Source organism: Rheinheimera oceanensis (genome assembly GCF_018831085.1).
Taxonomy (GTDB): Bacteria; Pseudomonadota; Gammaproteobacteria; order Enterobacterales; family Alteromonadaceae; genus Alishewanella; species Alishewanella oceanensis.
The window spans coordinates 631,757-647,700 of the sequence record NZ_JAGPNM010000002.1; the positions used below are offsets into that span (position 1 = coordinate 631,757).

At 51.1% G+C, this 15,944-nt stretch carries 10 protein-coding genes; 2 read left to right on the top strand and 8 right to left on the bottom strand.

The window, feature by feature from the left end; all coding sequences use genetic code 11:
- Positions 1–59: 59 nt before the first annotated feature.
- The 8 genes from J3B89_RS07495 to pepA all read right to left on the bottom strand — a co-directional run bounded on the left by J3B89_RS07495 (position 60) and on the right by pepA (position 13,438).
- Positions 60–1,103 carry an efflux RND transporter periplasmic adaptor subunit gene (locus J3B89_RS07495; protein WP_215396893.1) on the bottom strand — a complete coding sequence of 348 codons (1,044 nt, stop codon included), beginning with the start codon at positions 1,101–1,103 and terminating at the stop codon, positions 60–62.
- Positions 1,096–4,194, bottom strand: coding sequence for an efflux RND transporter permease subunit (locus J3B89_RS07500; protein WP_215396894.1), 3,099 nt, complete (start codon positions 4,192–4,194; stop codon positions 1,096–1,098). The genes J3B89_RS07495 and J3B89_RS07500 overlap by 8 nt, the downstream gene beginning before the upstream one ends.
- Positions 4,195–4,363: 169 nt before the next feature.
- Complete coding sequence (locus J3B89_RS07505; protein WP_215396895.1) at positions 4,364–6,121, bottom strand: TIGR03545 family protein; 1,758 nt, start codon at positions 6,119–6,121, stop codon at positions 4,364–4,366.
- A gap of 10 nt (positions 6,122–6,131) precedes the next feature.
- Positions 6,132–6,623 carry a TIGR03546 family protein gene (locus J3B89_RS07510; protein WP_215396896.1) on the bottom strand — a complete coding sequence of 164 codons (492 nt, stop codon included), beginning with the start codon at positions 6,621–6,623 and terminating at the stop codon, positions 6,132–6,134.
- 172 nt (positions 6,624–6,795) lie between these two features.
- Positions 6,796–8,280, bottom strand: a complete 1,485-nt coding sequence (locus J3B89_RS07515) for a Na+/H+ antiporter NhaC family protein (protein ID WP_215396897.1) — start codon at positions 8,278–8,280, stop codon at positions 6,796–6,798.
- Positions 8,281–8,601: 321 nt separating this feature from the next.
- Positions 8,602–11,457, bottom strand: a complete 2,856-nt coding sequence (locus tag J3B89_RS07520; RefSeq protein WP_215396898.1) for a valine--tRNA ligase — start codon at positions 11,455–11,457, stop codon at positions 8,602–8,604.
- A 14-nt stretch (positions 11,458–11,471) separates the two neighbouring features.
- Complete coding sequence (locus tag J3B89_RS07525) at positions 11,472–11,930, bottom strand: DNA polymerase III subunit chi (protein WP_215396899.1); 459 nt, start codon at positions 11,928–11,930, stop codon at positions 11,472–11,474.
- A complete protein-coding gene (gene pepA, locus J3B89_RS07530) occupies positions 11,930–13,438 on the bottom strand; it encodes a leucyl aminopeptidase (protein WP_068233569.1) in 1,509 nt (502 codons plus the stop codon). The genes J3B89_RS07525 and pepA overlap by 1 nt, the downstream gene beginning before the upstream one ends.
- A gap of 183 nt (positions 13,439–13,621) precedes the next feature.
- On the opposite strand from pepA, the gene lptF reads away from it, so the two are divergent.
- A complete protein-coding gene (lptF, locus tag J3B89_RS07535; RefSeq protein ID WP_215396900.1) occupies positions 13,622–14,725 on the top strand; it encodes an LPS export ABC transporter permease LptF in 1,104 nt (367 codons plus the stop codon).
- A gap of 1 nt (position 14,726) precedes the next feature.
- Positions 14,727–15,794, top strand: coding sequence for an LPS export ABC transporter permease LptG (gene lptG, locus J3B89_RS07540; protein WP_215396901.1), 1,068 nt, complete (start codon positions 14,727–14,729; stop codon positions 15,792–15,794).
- The last annotated feature ends 150 nt before the right edge of the window (positions 15,795–15,944 follow it).

Below are 15,944 nucleotides of genomic sequence, written 5' to 3' on the forward strand. Positions count from 1 at the left end.
TGTAAAACACTGTAGCTTAGTTACACTCAGCTATTTGCCAGCCGCAGCCTGGGGCCAGGTTAACTTTGTGATACGCTCTGGCCGTCCTGCAGGCGCTCGGCACCGCGGGTTACTACCTTTTCACCGGCCTGCAGGCCTTCATCTACCGTAACCCAATCACCCTGGCCATCACTGATTTTCACAGCCTTGCGCCTGGCAATGTTATTGTTATCTACGGTAACAACATAGGTGCCGTCACTGCGTAGCAGCACCGCATCGCGGTGTATTGTTATCGCGGCCTTGCTATTACGGGTGGCAACTTTTACGTTAACCAGCTCCCCTGCCAGCCACTGCGTAGATGCGGCTCCCAGTTTTAACCGCAGTTCAGCACGCTGGCTTTGCGCATCGGCCGCCGGGATCACTGCTGTTACGGCTGCACTGCCCTGATATTGCGGGTTACTGATCTGCAATATATCGCCCGGTTTTACATAACGCAGATATTGCAACGGCACATAAGCGCGCACTTCCAGCTGATAAATATCCTGCAGCCGTAATAACGGCGTGCTGCGGGAAACATCGCCGCCGGCTTCACGCAACCGCTGGGCTACCACACCGGCAAAGGGCGCGGTAACCTGGGTGCGGCTTAGCTGATCATCCAACTGGGCAATACGGGCAGCGATGATATCGGCATCGGCCTGAGCCAACTGATAATCGGAGCGGGCTTTATCCAGTTGTAACAGCGAAACACTCTGGCTTTGCTGTAAATTCTGTAGCCGCTGATACTCGGCCTGAAAATAGGCGGTTTGCAATTTAGCGCGTTGCCACTGTGCCGTTAGTTCGGCTTTTTGCAACTGCAACGGCACCGGGTCTAATTGTGCCAGCAAGTCGCCGGCCTGTACCAAAGTGCCCGCTTCGGCAACCCAACTTAGCCTGCCATCAATGCCGGCGGTTATTTCGGTATTGTTGATACTGTATACAGTGCCGGCTGCATCTATTGTTGGCACTTCATAAGATAACCGGGTTTCACTTAACTGCACTGATGTGGGTGCTGGCGTGGGCACAGCAGTTTGCGCTAGCAGGTTAAAGCTGCAGCACAGTGTGATAACCAGCATAGACTTACGCATGATGAGATCCTTGAGCCGAAGCAGATAAAGTTGCAGGTTGAACCACCTCAGGCCGCTGCATTTGCAGCACCGCTGGTAGTAAGATCAGAGTAAATATGGCGCTGATAGCCATACCGCCCACTATCACCGTAGCCAGGCCGCGATAAATTTCAGCACCTACGCCGGGGATTAACATCAGCGGCAGCATACCGAATAAACTGGTCAGCGTGCTCATATACACTGGCCGGGCGCGCAGCAAAATGGCTTGCCGCACGGCTTCTGGCCGGCTTAAACCTTCACGCTCACTACTGCGGGTTTGATCGACCAGCAAAATGGCATTATTTACCACCAGGCCAAGCAAAATAATAAAACCAATCATTGTTAGCAGATCCAGCGACTGCGGCGTAAACAGGTTTACCAGTGCCAATGCCATAACACCGCCGGCAATGGCCAGCGGCATAACCAGTAATACCAGCAGCGCATCGCGTAATGATTTAAACAGTGCCGTCATTAATAACAGCAAAATCAGCAGCGCCAGCGCGAAGTTCAGCAACATCTCGTCAATGGCAGAATTCATCTGGCTGGCATTACCACTTAGCTGCAGGCTGGCGCCATCAGGCAATACCCGCTGCATGGCGGGCATAACGTGTTGTTGTAACAGCTCCATGGTTTCGTCCAGTGACATCCCCTCCGGTGGCCGTACAATTAAACTGATAGTACGTTTGCCGCCAATACGCCGTAACTGCGATGGCCCGACCGTCTGGCGGATCTGTGCCATATCTGCCAGTGTTTGCACGCCCGCGCGCGGTGTTACCAGCGGCATGGCCGCCAGCTGCTCTGGGGTGTGCCATTGCTGGGCGCGCAGAATAACGTCCATTCTGTCATTGCCATCAAAATACTCTGAGACAAATAAACCGCTGGTAAAAGAGCGTACATAGTTAGCCACATCGGCGCGGTTCAGGCCTGCCTGGCTGATGGCTCTGTCGTTGGGCAGCAATTGCAGTTCTGGCTCAGCCATGTCCAGCGCGGGTATCGGCTGGGCACTGCCACCGGGCAGGTGTTGCTGTACTGCTGTCACACCAATGCGTGCTACCTGCAGCAATGCCGCTAAATCCGGCCCTTGCAGGTTCAACTCTACACTGCGGCCATCGCCACCGCCTGATACGTTAATCATTGAGCCGCGAAATAAAAATACCTGGGTGTCGGGAATACCGGCAAAGACGTCGTTACGTACTACGTCCATTAACTCCTCTACCCGTGTCGGGTCGGCCGCGTAAACAAAACCACCACTGGCATTGGGGCCAAAAGTATAAAAGTTATAGCTTTTAATGCCCGGTAACTTGCCACCGCTGTAATATGGCTCCAGCCGCTGTACCACACGGTTAGCCAGTTCCTGTTCCAGAAAATCAATATTACCGCCCGGTGGCAGGCTAAATGAATAAAAGAAGCCGTCTGTCGGCGCCCGTGGCATAAAGTCAGTGCGCGGCATCAGCAGCAGTGTCAGCAGCACCGATCCCAGCGTCAGCCCTGTTAACCAGCTTAAGCGCTTAACGCTGTTATTGGTCAGGCGCATAATCAGCTGACTTAAGCGTTGCCAGTAGTGTACAAAAGGGTCGGTGCTGACGCTGCGGCCCAGCCAGTAGCGGCTGGCCAGCGGAATAACGGTAGTGGCGGCAATAAAGCTGCTGCATACCGCCACCGATAACGTTAGTGCCAGATCAGAAAACAGCTGGCCTTCGATGCCTGCCATAAACAGAATAGGCAGAAAAATAGCTACTGTTGTTGCAGTAGAGGCCAGCAAAGCCCCACTAACCTGGGCCGCGCCGCGCAGGGCGGCCTTTTTGTCGTCCAGGCCTTCGCTTTTTAGCCGTAGAATATTTTCCTGCACTATGATGGCCGCATCCAGCACCAGGCCGACAGCAAACGCCAGCCCCGCCAGTGAAATAACATTCAGGCTGCGCCCCAACAGCTGTAATGCCAGCAGCGCAATAGCCAGCGACAGCGGAATGCTCAGCGCAATAATGGCGGTAGCGCGCCAGCCACGCATAAACAACCACAGCAAACTCAGCGCCAGCAGCACGCCTAAGCCCAGGTTACTTTTTACCAGCGCCAGCGCATTACGTATGTGTACGGAAGCATCAAAGCTTAAATCCATTACCAGGCCGGCTTCCAGTAACGGCCCTTCGTTCAGTTCACGCAGCGCCAGATTAATGTCATCAAGCAGCGCCACTGTATTGGCATCGTTGTTACGCGCTATCGTAATGTAATAGGCATGGGCGCCGTTACGCAGTGTAAAGCCGGTACGATCACTAAAACCGGTTTTTACTGTGGCCACATCACGCAGGTAAATTGGCCGCTCGCCACTGTAGCTGATGATCATATCCAGCAGTGATGCCGGGTTAAACTGGCCGGCAAAACGCACGGTATACTGGCGTCGGCCAACATCGGCAAAACCACCTGAGGCATCGGTAGCGGCACGAATTTGCGCTGCCATGTTATTTATATTCAGCCCCAGTGCGGCAGCGCGTTGCGGATCAAAGGTAATGCGCAGCTCACGCGGACGCTGGCTGTTTAAATTAACCTGGCCTACGCCCTGAATACGGCTTAACCGCGGGTAAACCACGTCTTCAATCAGTTGCTGGTACTGCGCTACATCACGCACATTGTTACCCGGTAACGGCCGGATCAACAGCGATGCGGCATTCGGCGTATTCTGGCCACCGCCGGCGACAACGGTAGGCTCAAGCGCATCAAGCGGCAGTGCCGGTGCCTGGTTCAGGTTGTTAATAACATCCAGTGTTGCCTGCTGCATGTTAGCGCCAACGTCAAATGTCAGTGTAATAGAGCCAAAGCCACGCTGGATATTGGTTTCTACCTTAACCACACCTCGGGTATTTTTTATGGCGTTTTCAATCGGCTCAATAATAACGGCTTCGACTTCCTGTGGCGCTGCCGAGCGCCAACCGGTAAAAACAGAAATTTGGGGTTGTTCAATGTCAGGCGTGATCTGGATCGGCAATTTTAGCAAGCTGATCACGCCAAACAATAAGATAAGCACAGACAGCACTACAATACTGGCCGGGCTTTTTAATGCCGCGCGGGTTAAATTCATATAAGGCAATTCCATGCACTGAAGTAACAAAAATCTATCCTGAGGCAGGAAAAAAGCTATGCCGATAGGTTAAGCGGAGGCAATTTTGCGCCAGGCGGGGCGCTATTAATAAAGACTTACAGGCTGTAACAACCGGTTACAGCCTGTAGTGGCGTTTAATTGGTGGTGTTTAATTACCGCCGCCGAGTTTATCCAGCAGCTTGTCTTTTAACTTATCTTTGGCCTGATCTTTTACATCCGCCATTTTAGCGCTAAGCATAGTTTCAATGCTGCCGCTGATGTCGGCCACTTCACCGTCTTGCTGGGTCAACAGTGCCGCCCAGTCCTGCTGGCCGGCCAGGCCGGTTTGCAACTGGCTGTTTAGCTTTGCCTGTAACTCAGCCTGATAAGCGGCAACTTTTTGTTTGGCTTCACCCAGCAGCGCATCGCCGAGTATTTTGTCTAACGACGAGCGGATACTCACCTCTGGCGCACTGATAAGGCCGGTGGTGGCGATATTAAGCGGAATTTGCTGTTGCTGGTTAAGCAAGTTTGCCAGTTGTTGCAGGTACTTATTGCCGGTGCTGTTAAAGTTAGCGGCGTTTAATACCACGCTGGCTTGCTGGGTGATTTGGTTATCAGTAAGGTTTAACTTACCGCTGGAGCTGATTAAACCGGCAGCTAAATCGAGCGCAGTATCACCTTTGCCTAAGGTAAGCGGCTGTAGGTTTAAGCCGTCCAGTTGCCAGTTCAGGTTAGTCACCATTTGCTGCAGCACAGCAAAATCGCCACTGAGGTTAAACGCGGCCAGTTGCGGCAGTTGTTTTACATCCAGTGAAAACCTGGTGGCACTATTGATCAGCGCATGCTGGGCAGTAATATCCTGCAGTGCTATGGTGGCCTCGCCGCCGCCAATCAGCCAGTTAACCCTGGCCGTTTTTACCCAGAAATCCGGATAAGGCTGGCCCGGTAATGGCAAAATACGGTTTGGCAACACTACTTCCGGCTCAGCTGTTGCACTACCCTGCCCTGATGACAAACCGCCTTCCGGTATATAAGGTTTAGCCAACTCGTACAGGGTTTGTAACTGCGCTACGCGCTCGCCCCAGACATCGCCGAGTAAAATCTGGCTGATACCAGCCAGGCCGCCGTCACTCAGGTTAGCCAGTTGCTGCATTTTGGCGTAGTCGGCTTTGCTTGCGGCCTGCAGCTCTTCTACCGCGCGCTGCAGGCTGTTTTTGCTGTGTGTTAGTTGCTGCTTTACCTGCTCTACTTTGGCTTTTTCGCTGTTAAGTTTATCTTTCAGTTGTTGCAGTTGCTGCGCCTTAGCAGCTAAATCGGCAGCGTTGGCAACTTTACTGTCGGTTAAAGCTTTAATATCGGTTTGGTACTGCGCCAGCGAGTCTTTGCTGGGCAACTGGGTTTGCAGCGTTTTAAGTTGTTGCTGCTCAGTAGCAGCAAGTTGTTTTAGTGCTTCAGCTTTGGCTGGCGTTTGCAGGTTAGCACGGGCGATAAGCTCATCGGCATCTGGCAAGTCTACCTGCAGCAACTGGGCAATATCGACTTTTTCACTGTCGACGCCAGGCACGCGGTATACCTTGCCTTCACGGCTACGCTCGGCGCCATATTGCAGGCCATCTACCGTTAGCTCGTCAATAACGTAATAGCCTAACAATGCCGGCCATACTTCCAGTGCCGCGCGGGCATGGCCAAAACTGAGGCTGTTGTGGGTGGGTTTTGCGGCATCAGTTATTTGCAGGTTATTAATACGCAGCGCCAGCGGTGCCAGCTCAAGCGATACCTTGCTGATATTTACCTCAGCCCCGACGGCTTTTTCCAGGCTGTATACCATGCCCAGGCGAATGGCCGGGCCGGCTACCAGATAAACCAACGCCAGCAGAGCAGCAAAGAAAACAATAAACACTAACCAACCGGATTTACGGATCATGCGCAGCTCCTTAATTCAATTTTTCGTACAGCGCAAACAGCTTGCTGGCTTTTAACATTTGAGTGAGCTTCCATTTTTGTACGCTGCTCATCACACGGCTGCGGTATTGCATCACCAACACTTTGCTGAGCCAGGCTACCGGCAGCAGTAATATTGCCCCCAGCACAAAAGCCCCCAGAGTTAAGGTGTGGTGTAAATGCAGCAGTTGCAGCGTTTCGGTGTTGGCCAGCAGTTTAAGCAGGCTTTCGTTTTGCGCGTATTGCCAGGTCAGGTTTTCCAGCGGTGTGGCAAACAGCAGCATTAAGCCTTCTGTAAGGCCCCACACCACAATAAAAGTAGACAGGTTAATGGTTAGCAGACAGACAATAAGTACGATAAGCAGTGTCAGTAAACCAAACGGCAGTATGCCGGCAAACAGGCCCAGTGCAATAGCCCAGCCAATTTGCCAGGGTGACGCTTGTGAGTTCAGTACTTTAAGAATTTTAGCCAGTATGGTAAGCATAAAAACTCCGGTAAACAGGCTGTATAAGGTTGTTATAGAGGGTTGCTATATAAGGTAACAGCCTGACAGCATTTTGTCAGGCGTAAAACAGTGCAGCAGTGCTGAAAAATAACCTGTTGAAAAATAAAGGCGCTGTAATAAGCGCCTTTAACAACCCGCGTATGGCTGAGTATTATGCTAATGCAATAAAGCCAAAGAATGCCAGTACCGCAGCCGCAAACGCATACGGAAACTGTGTAATAGCGTGGCTCATCAGGTTACAGCCTGAACCCTGCGCGGCCAGCACGGTAGAATCACTGTAAAAACAGGCCTGGCTGCCAAATGAGCTGGCCGATAACAGGGCACCAATTACCAGTGGGATGTTGGCTTCAACCGCAAACGCCAGTGGCATAACAATAGGAATAGACACCGCAAAAATACCCCAGGACGAACCGGTAGCAAACGCCAGTACTGCCATGGATAAAAACACCAGTGCCGGTAGCATTTGTGCGCTCATATAAGGCGCCAGATTCTCAATAATAAACTGTGGCAGGCCCAGTTGATCGCAGACATCTTTAAACACAAAAGCAGCGATAACGGTACAAATGGCAGGCAACATGGTTTTAAAGCCGTGGATCATTACATCCATCATCTCTGAAATATTCATCAGCCGCTGTACCAAATACAGCGGTAATGTCAGCAGGAAAGTCATTAACAGGCCTTTCCATACATCAATTTCAAACCAGATGGTAAAGCCAACCAGCATAATCATTGGCAGCAAAAAGTTATGTAACTTGCCGGTATTGCGATTGCTCTGCTCAAACTCTTCATCAAACGACTGCACAGCAAAATCATCAGCTGAATGTGTGTCTTGTGCAGTAGTTGCCGAATTAGGTGCATCTTCTGCCGCCACCAGTGATTGCTGCGCTGCCAGTTCAGCCTTTTTCATCGGGCCAAATACCGGCACTACGCCAATAATAACCAGAATAACCATAATCATTGCCAGCCAAGCGTACAACATATAAGGAATGGCAGAAATATAAGTTTGAATACCGCTGGCGTCGCCTGCCGGAGTTACATCATTAGCTACCAGCAAACCACCAAAGAACACCGCCCAGGTAGAAATGGGAATAAGCACACAAATAGGTGCGGCGGTAGAGTCGACAATATAGGCCAGCATCTCGCGTGATACTTTGTATTTATCGGTAATGCGCTTCATGGTTTCACCCACTGTCAGCGCATTTAAGTAGTCATCAACAAAAATAACGATACCCAAAAAGCAGGTCATCAGCATGGAAGACTTACGCCCGGTAGCCACGCGTTGTGCGGCGCGGCCAAAAGCAAAAGCCCCGCCAGTGTGCACCAGCAAGGCGATAAGTGAGCCAAAACCACCACACACCAGAATTAACCAGCCAATGGTTTCGTCCTGCATTACCCGCAGTGACGTGTCGGCCATATTGCCTAAAGCACCCGCAGGCGACAGCATTAACATACCGGCAATAGCGCCCATGATCAGCGCCAATATCGGCCGTTTTAGCCAGATAGCAATAGCCAGTACTACAACAGGGGGTATTAAACTTATGATGGAAGGTTCGATAGTGACAACGTCGGCGGCCGCTTCGGCCGCCGCTGCAACAGGTTCGGCGAGGCTCTCTACCAGGGTATCTGCTGACATCATTTATTATTCTCTGAAAAAGTCCGGCAGGCCGGATAAAATTAAGTGAACCGTTGCAGCAGATAACCAAACTCAACGGAGCGTTTACTTGCTATATCAGCCGTGCTGCGCTGAAAAAGTAAGCGCTAAACACCAGACTTTACTGCATAAATAAGCAGTGCAAGTGTATTTACAGCCAGTTGCCGAAATACCGCGCAATCATAGCAAAAATTATTTTTTCTACAAACGGAATCTTTCTGCCAGCCCTTGGCAGGTAATGCTTTGCTGCAGCTCGCAAGCAAAAAAAACCGGGCACTAAGGCCCGGTTTTTTGGCACAAGTGCTATTACAACGCGGCAATCTCGGCTTGTTGAGCTTGCAACTTAACCACGGCTTGCTCCAGTTCGGCTTGCTTGGCACGCTCTTTTTCCAGTACCGCCTCCGGTGCTTTGGCAACAAAACCTTCATTGCCAAGCTTGCCAGCCACACGGGCCAATTCTTGTTGGGTTTTCTCCAACTGCTTGGCAATGCGGCTTAGCTCAGCGTCTTTATCAATTAAACCGGCCATTGGAATAAGTAAATCCATGTTGCCGATTAACTGCGTGGCGCAGGTAGGTGCTGTTGCACCGGCTGCCAACACGGTGATGTGTTCCAGCTTGGCCAGATTCATTAAAAAGCTTTCGTTTTCGCTTAAGCGGCGCTGCTCTTCGCTGCTGAGGTTGCGCAGTAATATGCTAAGCGGCTTACCCGGCGCAATATTCATCTCGCCGCGCACGTTACGAATGGCAGTGATCACCGCTTTTAACCATTCCAGATCATTAGTTGCCGTAGCATCCACCAGGCTGTCATCCACTTGCGGGTAGGCTTGCAGCATAATGCTGTCAGCGCTGATGTTCGCCAGTGGTTTTACCGATTGCCAGATGGTTTCAGTAATAAACGGCATTATCGGGTGCATTAAGCGCAGCAGGCTTTCCAGCACGGTAACCAGAGTATGCCGCGTTGCACGTTGTTGGGCATCGTTGCCTTTAAACAGCACCGGCTTGGTCAGCTCTAAATACCAGTCACAGAACTGGTTCCAGGTAAATTCGTACAAGGCGGTGGCCGCTAAATCAAAGCGGTAGGTATCAAAGTACTGCCGCACTTGTTTAATCGTTTGCTGGTACTGCGCCAGGATCCACTTATCGGCCAGCGATAACTGCATATCGCCGCCGTTAAAGCCGCAATCCTGGCCTTCGGTGTTCATCAGTACATAGCGGCTGGCATTCCACAGTTTATTGCAGAAGTTACGGTAGCCCTCTAAGCGCTTCATATCCCAGTTAATATCCCGCCCGGTAGACGCCAGCGCGGCTAACGTAAAGCGCAGCGCGTCGGTACCGCTGGCGCTGATGCCGTCAGGGAATTGCTTGCGGGTACGCTCAGCAATTTTTTCAGCTTCTTTGGGCTGCATCATATTGCTGGTGCGTTTGGCCAGTAACTCGTCCAGCGTAATGCCGTCGATCATATCCAGCGGATCAATAACATTGCCCTTGGATTTTGACATCTTGTCGCCGTTTTCATCGCGGATCAGCCCGGTAACATAGACGGTTTTAAACGGTACCTGCGGCTTGCCGTCTTTATCTTTAATAAAGTGCATCGTCATCATTATCATTCTGGCGACCCAGAAGAAAATAATGTCAAAGCCGGTTACCAGCACATTGGTAGGATGGAAAGTACGCAACGCCTCGGTATCGTCCGGCCAACCCAGGGTAGAGAAGGTCCACAGCGCTGAGCTAAACCAGGTATCCAGTACATCGTCATCCTGTTTCAGTACTATGCTGTCATCCAGTTGATGCTTAGCACGCACTTCAGCTTCATTGCGGCCAACATAGACTTTACCGTCCTGATCGTACCAGGCCGGAATACGGTGGCCCCACCATAACTGGCGTGAGATACACCAATCCTGAATGTCGCGCATCCAGCTGTAGTACATGTTTTCGTACTGTTTGGGCACAAATTCAATCTGGCCGCTCTCTACCGCTTCGGTGGCGGTTTTCGCCAGTGGCGCAACCCGCACATACCACTGATCGGTGAGCAGCGGTTCAATCACCACGCCGCTACGATCACCGTATGGCAGGGTGTTGTTGTGATCTTCGACCTTTTCCAGCAAGCCGACCGCATCAAAGGCGGCGACAATAGCTTTACGCGCGGCGTAGCGGTCCAGCCCCTGATACTCTGGCGGAATAACACCAACCAGCGCCGGGTTTAATTCACCATTGCTGTGGAAGCCCTCGCCTTCGCTGCGGATAGTGGCGTCCGGTGTCATCACGTTAATCATTGGCAGCTGGTGGCGCTTGCCTACTTCATAGTCGTTAAAATCATGGGCCGGGGTAATTTTGACGCAGCCGGTGCCTTTTTCCATATCGGCATGGTCATCGGCCACTACGGGAATACGGCGGTTTACCAGTGGCAACAGCACTTCTTTGCCAATCAGTGCTTTATAACGCTCATCTTCCGGGTTTACTGCAACACCGGTATCACCGAGCATGGTTTCCGGCCTGGTGGTGGCTACTACCAGATAATTTTTACCATCGGCAGTAACGGCACCATCAGCCAACGGATAGCGCAGGTGCCACATCTGGCCTTTTTGTTCTTTGTTTTCTACTTCTAAATCAGAGATGGCGGTGTGCAGTTTCGGATCCCAGTTTACCAGGCGTTTGCCGCGGTAAATCAGCTCGTCCTCATACAAGCGCACGAATACTTCCTGCACCGCATTGGATAAGCCTGCATCCATGGTAAAGCGCTCACGCTGCCAGTCTACCGAGTTACCTAAACGGCGCATTTGCGAGGTAATAGTACCGCCCGATTCTTCTTTCCACTGCCAGACTTTTTCAATAAAAGCATCGCGGCCCAGTTGGTGGCGGCCGGGTTGACCTTCTGCGGCCAGTTTACGCTCTACTACCATTTGGGTGGCAATACCGGCGTGGTCGGTACCTACCTGCCACAGCGTATTTTTACCCTGCATGCGCTGGTAACGGGTCAGGGCATCCATAATGGTTTGCTGAAAGGCATGGCCCATATGCAGGCTGCCGGTAACATTCGGCGGCGGGATCATAATGCAGTAGTTGCCGTTGCTGTCATCGCCGTGTGGCGCAAAGTAGCCTTTAGCCTGCCAGGCGTTATACATCGCCTGCTCTATTTCACTGGGGTTAAACGTTTTTTCCATGATAGTACCTGTGCTCAGTTGGCGTTAACGGTTTGCGGGTTAACGCCCAACTGACGATATTGCTTAAAACGCTCCCGCGCCTGAGCTTTTAGTTGCTCGGCGGCGGGAACAAATTCGATGATTTGGCTAAAGCGGTTGGCAAAAGCCGGAATTTCAGTGGCTAAATTAATCAGCACCTGGCGGTTTTGCCGTGGCGCCTGCCAGCTTATTTCTACCGGCGCACCGTATTTCGGGCCTTCACCGCTCAGGTTATGTGGCACAAAGCGCTGCGCATCAAACTGCCACAGCAGTTCGTCAAATGCTTCGGCCTGTTGCTGGTCGGCAGTATAAACGAAAACCCGTTGTTTGGCGCGGTACAAGTCGGCACACAGCCGGCAAGCTAAAGTAAAATGAGCTGGCGTGCTGCTCAGCTCATTTTGTATTGCTTGATCTTCTGCCGGCGTGTCGCTTAGCAGATAAAAGCTAACTTGCATTAATGATCCTGTTGCTGACCAACCCGGTTAATTAAAAACTGAGTTAGCAAAGGCACTGGCCGGCCGGTGCTGCCTTTATCTTTGCCACCACTGCGCCAGGCGGTACCGGCAATATCCAGGTGTGCCCAGTTATATTTGCGGGTAAAGCGCGATAAAAAGCAGGCTGCAGTAATAGTACCGGCGGCGCGGCCACCTAAATTACTAAAATCAGCAAAGGGGCTTTCCAGCTGATCCTGATAGTCATCCCACAATGGCAGGCGCCAGGCGCGATCGCCACTTTGCTCTGACGCATTTAAAATTTCATGTGCCAGCGGGTTATGGTTACTCAGTAAGCCGGTTGCATGCTTACCCAGGGCAATAACGCAGGCACCGGTTAAGGTGGCTACATCTATTACCAGTTCCGGGTCAAAACGCTCAACATAGGTTAATGCATCGCACAGCACCAGGCGGCCTTCAGCGTCGGTATTTAATACTTCTACTGTCTGGCCCGACATAGTGGTTAAAATATCACCCGGCCGGTAAGCGTTAGCGTCTGGCATGTTTTCAGCGCCAGCCAGTACCGCAACAATATTAATTGGCAGGTTTAAATTGACTACCGCATGCATAGTACCCAGCACAGAGGCGGCACCACACATGTCGTATTTCATTTCGTCCATGCCATCGCCCGGTTTTAAGCTGATACCACCAGAGTCGAAGGTTAAGCCTTTACCTACCAGCACGACCGGCGCGCTGTCGTTACCGGCGCCGTTGTATTTAATTACTGCCATACGCGGGCCGTTAACCGAACCCCGGCCTACTGCCAGATAAGAATTCATACCATGTGCGGCCAGCTCTTCCGGGCCTAATACGTCAACGCTGATTTTGGCTGAGCTTTCGGCCAGCAGCAGTGCCTGGTCGGCCAGATACTGCGGCGTACAGATATTCGGCGGCATATTGCCAACATCTTTACACTGTTTAATACCGGCTGCGATGGCTAAACCATGCTCTACGGCTTTTTCACCAATGGTCAGGTCGCGTCTGGTTGGCACATTAAACACAATTTTACGCAGCGGGCGGCGGGTTTCATCTTTTTTGCTTTTTAAACGGTCAAATACGTACAGGCAGTCTTGCGTGGTTTCTACCGCATGGCGCACTTTCCAGTAGGTATCGCGGCCTTTTACGTGCAATTCAGATAAAAAGCACACCGCTTCCATTGAACCGGTTTCGTTTAACGTGCTGATCGTTTTGGCAATAATCTGCCGGTACTGGCGTTCGTCCAGTTCACGTTCTTTGCCGCAGCCTACTAATAATACGCGTTCACTCAGTACGTTAGGCACATGGTGCAGTAACAGCATCTGGCCTGGTTTGCCTTCCAAATCACCACGGCGCAGTAAGTTGCTGATATATCCTTCACTGATTTTATCCAGTTGTTCTGCTACGGCGGAAAGACGGCGTGGTTCATACACGCCAACCACAATGCATGCACTGCGTTGTTTTTCCGGACTTCCGCTTTTTACGCTGAACTCCATACTAACTCCTGATTCTAATAGACTGTGCTAACATAACCGGCACATACATGGCCAAATTCTACCGTGAATTTATAAAAAAGCTCGGTTTTCTGCGCCGTTTGGTCGATAATAATTGCTATAAATATCAAGTTTACTGAAAAATCGCCAGGGTTCCAGCAAAAAGGCAGGTTTTTAGGAGGCGTTTTGATTATTTTTCGTTACCTGTTAGCTGAGGTATTTAAGTCACAGCTGGCGGTATTTGTCATTCTGATGGCTATTATCATCAGCCAGCGCTTTGTCAAAATTCTGGCCGATGCATCTGAAGGTGAACTTCCCGGGCAACTGGTTATGAGCATAGTTGCGCTGAAATTGCCGCAACTGGCCGTTATCATTCTGCCGCTCAGTGCCTTTGTTGGCATCTTGGTGGCGTATGGCCGCGTATATGCCGACAGTGAAATGACCGTGCTGCACGCCACCGGCGTAAGCGAATGGTATGTTACCCGCCTTACGTTATTATTGTCGCTACTGCTGGCCATAGTGGCAGGCTCAGTTACCTTATATCTAAGCCCCTGGGCTACCGAACAGGAATACCGCTTGTTAGAAAAAGCCGATGCCAATGCCGGGCTTATCTCTTTGGTACCGGGACGGTTTCAACATACCTCAAACGAAAATGCGGTGATCTTTGTCCAAAGCATTAGCCGTGACAATGGCGAATTGCAAAAAGTATTTGTGGCACAGAATAATGCCCGGGACACTCAGGGTGGCCATTCTATCGTGTATGCCATGTCAGGTAATGTTAAGGAAGATATCAGTGGCGCCCAGACAATGCAGCTTGAACAAGGCCGCCGTTATGCCGGTGACGTGAAATCATCGGCCTTTGAAATTACTGAATTTGCCCGTTACCAGATACAGATCCGCGAGCAGGAAGTAGAACAACGCAGACGCAAACTTGGCAGCCTGCCAACAGCCGAGCTATATGGCATGGACAGCAACGAAGCTCTCGCCGAGTGGCACTGGCGTATTGCCATTCCGTTATCTATTCCGCTGCTGGCGTTAATCGCAGTACCGTTAAGCCGGGTTAATCCACGCCAGGGTAAGTTTGGCCGCTTATTACCGGCCTTGCTGCTGTATTTGGGGTATTACTCTTTACTGATTATCGCCCGCTCTGCACTGGAAGACGGCAAGATCCCGCCAGCCCTGGGTATGTGGTGGCTGCATCTGAGTGCCCTGCTAGTTGGGGTAGTGTTAATTATGCGCCACCGTTCCAGCGCACAACGTTTTCAAGCCTGGTTAGCGGGTAGAACTTAACATGCTGAAAATTATTGATATCTATATCGGCCGCACTATTTTAACCACCACAATGCTGGCATTAAGTGTGTTGCTGGTTATTTCGGCCATGTTTAAGTTTATTGATCAGATGCGCTCTGTGGGCCGCGGTTACTACGACATGGTACACGCCGCGCTGTATACACTTTACAGCGTGCCCGGCGATTTAGTCACTTTTTTTCCGATGGCAGCATTAATAGGCGGTTTAATTGGCCTTGGCATGCTGGCCAGCAACAGCGAGCTGGTGGTTATGCAGGCCGCCGGTTTATCGCGTTTTAATATTATCAGTTCGGTAATGAAAACCGCTGTTATCATGATGCTTATTATAATGGCAGTAGCCGAATGGGGTGCACCAGTAAGCGATCGTGCCGCCCGTGAACTGCGCACCAAAGCTATTTCAGACGGTAATCTGTTTGCAGCGCAACAAGGCATCTGGGCCAAAGACGGTGATCAGTTTGTCAATATCGGCAAGGTAGATGATCTTGGCAACCTGACCGATGTAATAATTTATCAGTTTGATACCGATCTTAAGCTGGTGTCTATCGTCAGCGCAGATAGTGCAGTATATCGCAGCGATGCCTGGCAGTTACAACAAGTGGTACGGCAGGACTTTACTGCCGACAGAATATTAAAACAGTTAACAGCACAGCAAAGCTGGCGCTCTTCATTAACCCCCGACAAACTAAGCGTAGTTACCATAAAACCGGAAATGCTTTCGCTAACCGGTTTGAATGATTATGTAGACTATCTGCAACAAAACGCTCAGGAATCCAGCCGCTATGAACTGGCATTCTGGCGTAAAGCCCTGCAGCCCCTGACAATAGCCGCAATGTTGCTAATGGCATTGTCGTTTATTTTCGGCCCGCTAAGAAGCGTAACGATGGCGGCAAGAGTGTTGATGGGTATTCTTACCGGCTTTGCCTTTTATATGAGCAACGAAGTATTCGGCCCGGTAGCGCTGGTGTATCAGCTGCCACCGCTGGCTGGTGCCATGGTACCCAGCCTGCTGTTTATCGGCCTGTCGGTGTATTTTATGCGGAAGAAAGTCTAACGCGCAGAAATAAACCAGATTGTGCTAAGCCAACCGTTGAAGGCATAGATGCCTGACAAATTCGCAGGGAGCGAATTTGAACAGCGCCGCTGGTTCGCAGGATGAACGCCAGGGAGGAGGTTCATAATCGAGCCTGTAGGGACATATTTA

Excerpts from the sequence above, each read along its gene's own strand:
- J3B89_RS07520 (WP_215396898.1), bottom strand. The coding sequence starts at position 11,457 with ATGGAAAAAACGTTTAACCCCAGTGAAATAGAGCAGGCGATGTATAAC.
- J3B89_RS07495 (WP_215396893.1), bottom strand. The coding sequence starts at position 1,103 with ATGCGTAAGTCTATGCTGGTTATCACACTGTGCTGCAGCTTTAACCTG.
- J3B89_RS07500 (WP_215396894.1), bottom strand. The coding sequence starts at position 4,194 with ATGAATTTAACCCGCGCGGCATTAAAAAGCCCGGCCAGTATTGTAGTG.
- J3B89_RS07525 (WP_215396899.1), bottom strand. The coding sequence starts at position 11,930 with ATGCAAGTTAGCTTTTATCTGCTAAGCGACACGCCGGCAGAAGATCAA.
- pepA (WP_068233569.1), bottom strand. The coding sequence starts at position 13,438 with ATGGAGTTCAGCGTAAAAAGCGGAAGTCCGGAAAAACAACGCAGTGCA.
- J3B89_RS07515 (WP_215396897.1), bottom strand. The coding sequence starts at position 8,280 with ATGATGTCAGCAGATACCCTGGTAGAGAGCCTCGCCGAACCTGTTGCA.
- J3B89_RS07505 (WP_215396895.1), bottom strand. The coding sequence starts at position 6,121 with ATGATCCGTAAATCCGGTTGGTTAGTGTTTATTGTTTTCTTTGCTGCT.
- lptG (WP_215396901.1), top strand. The coding sequence starts at position 14,727 with ATGCTGAAAATTATTGATATCTATATCGGCCGCACTATTTTAACCACC.
- J3B89_RS07510 (WP_215396896.1), bottom strand. The coding sequence starts at position 6,623 with ATGCTTACCATACTGGCTAAAATTCTTAAAGTACTGAACTCACAAGCG.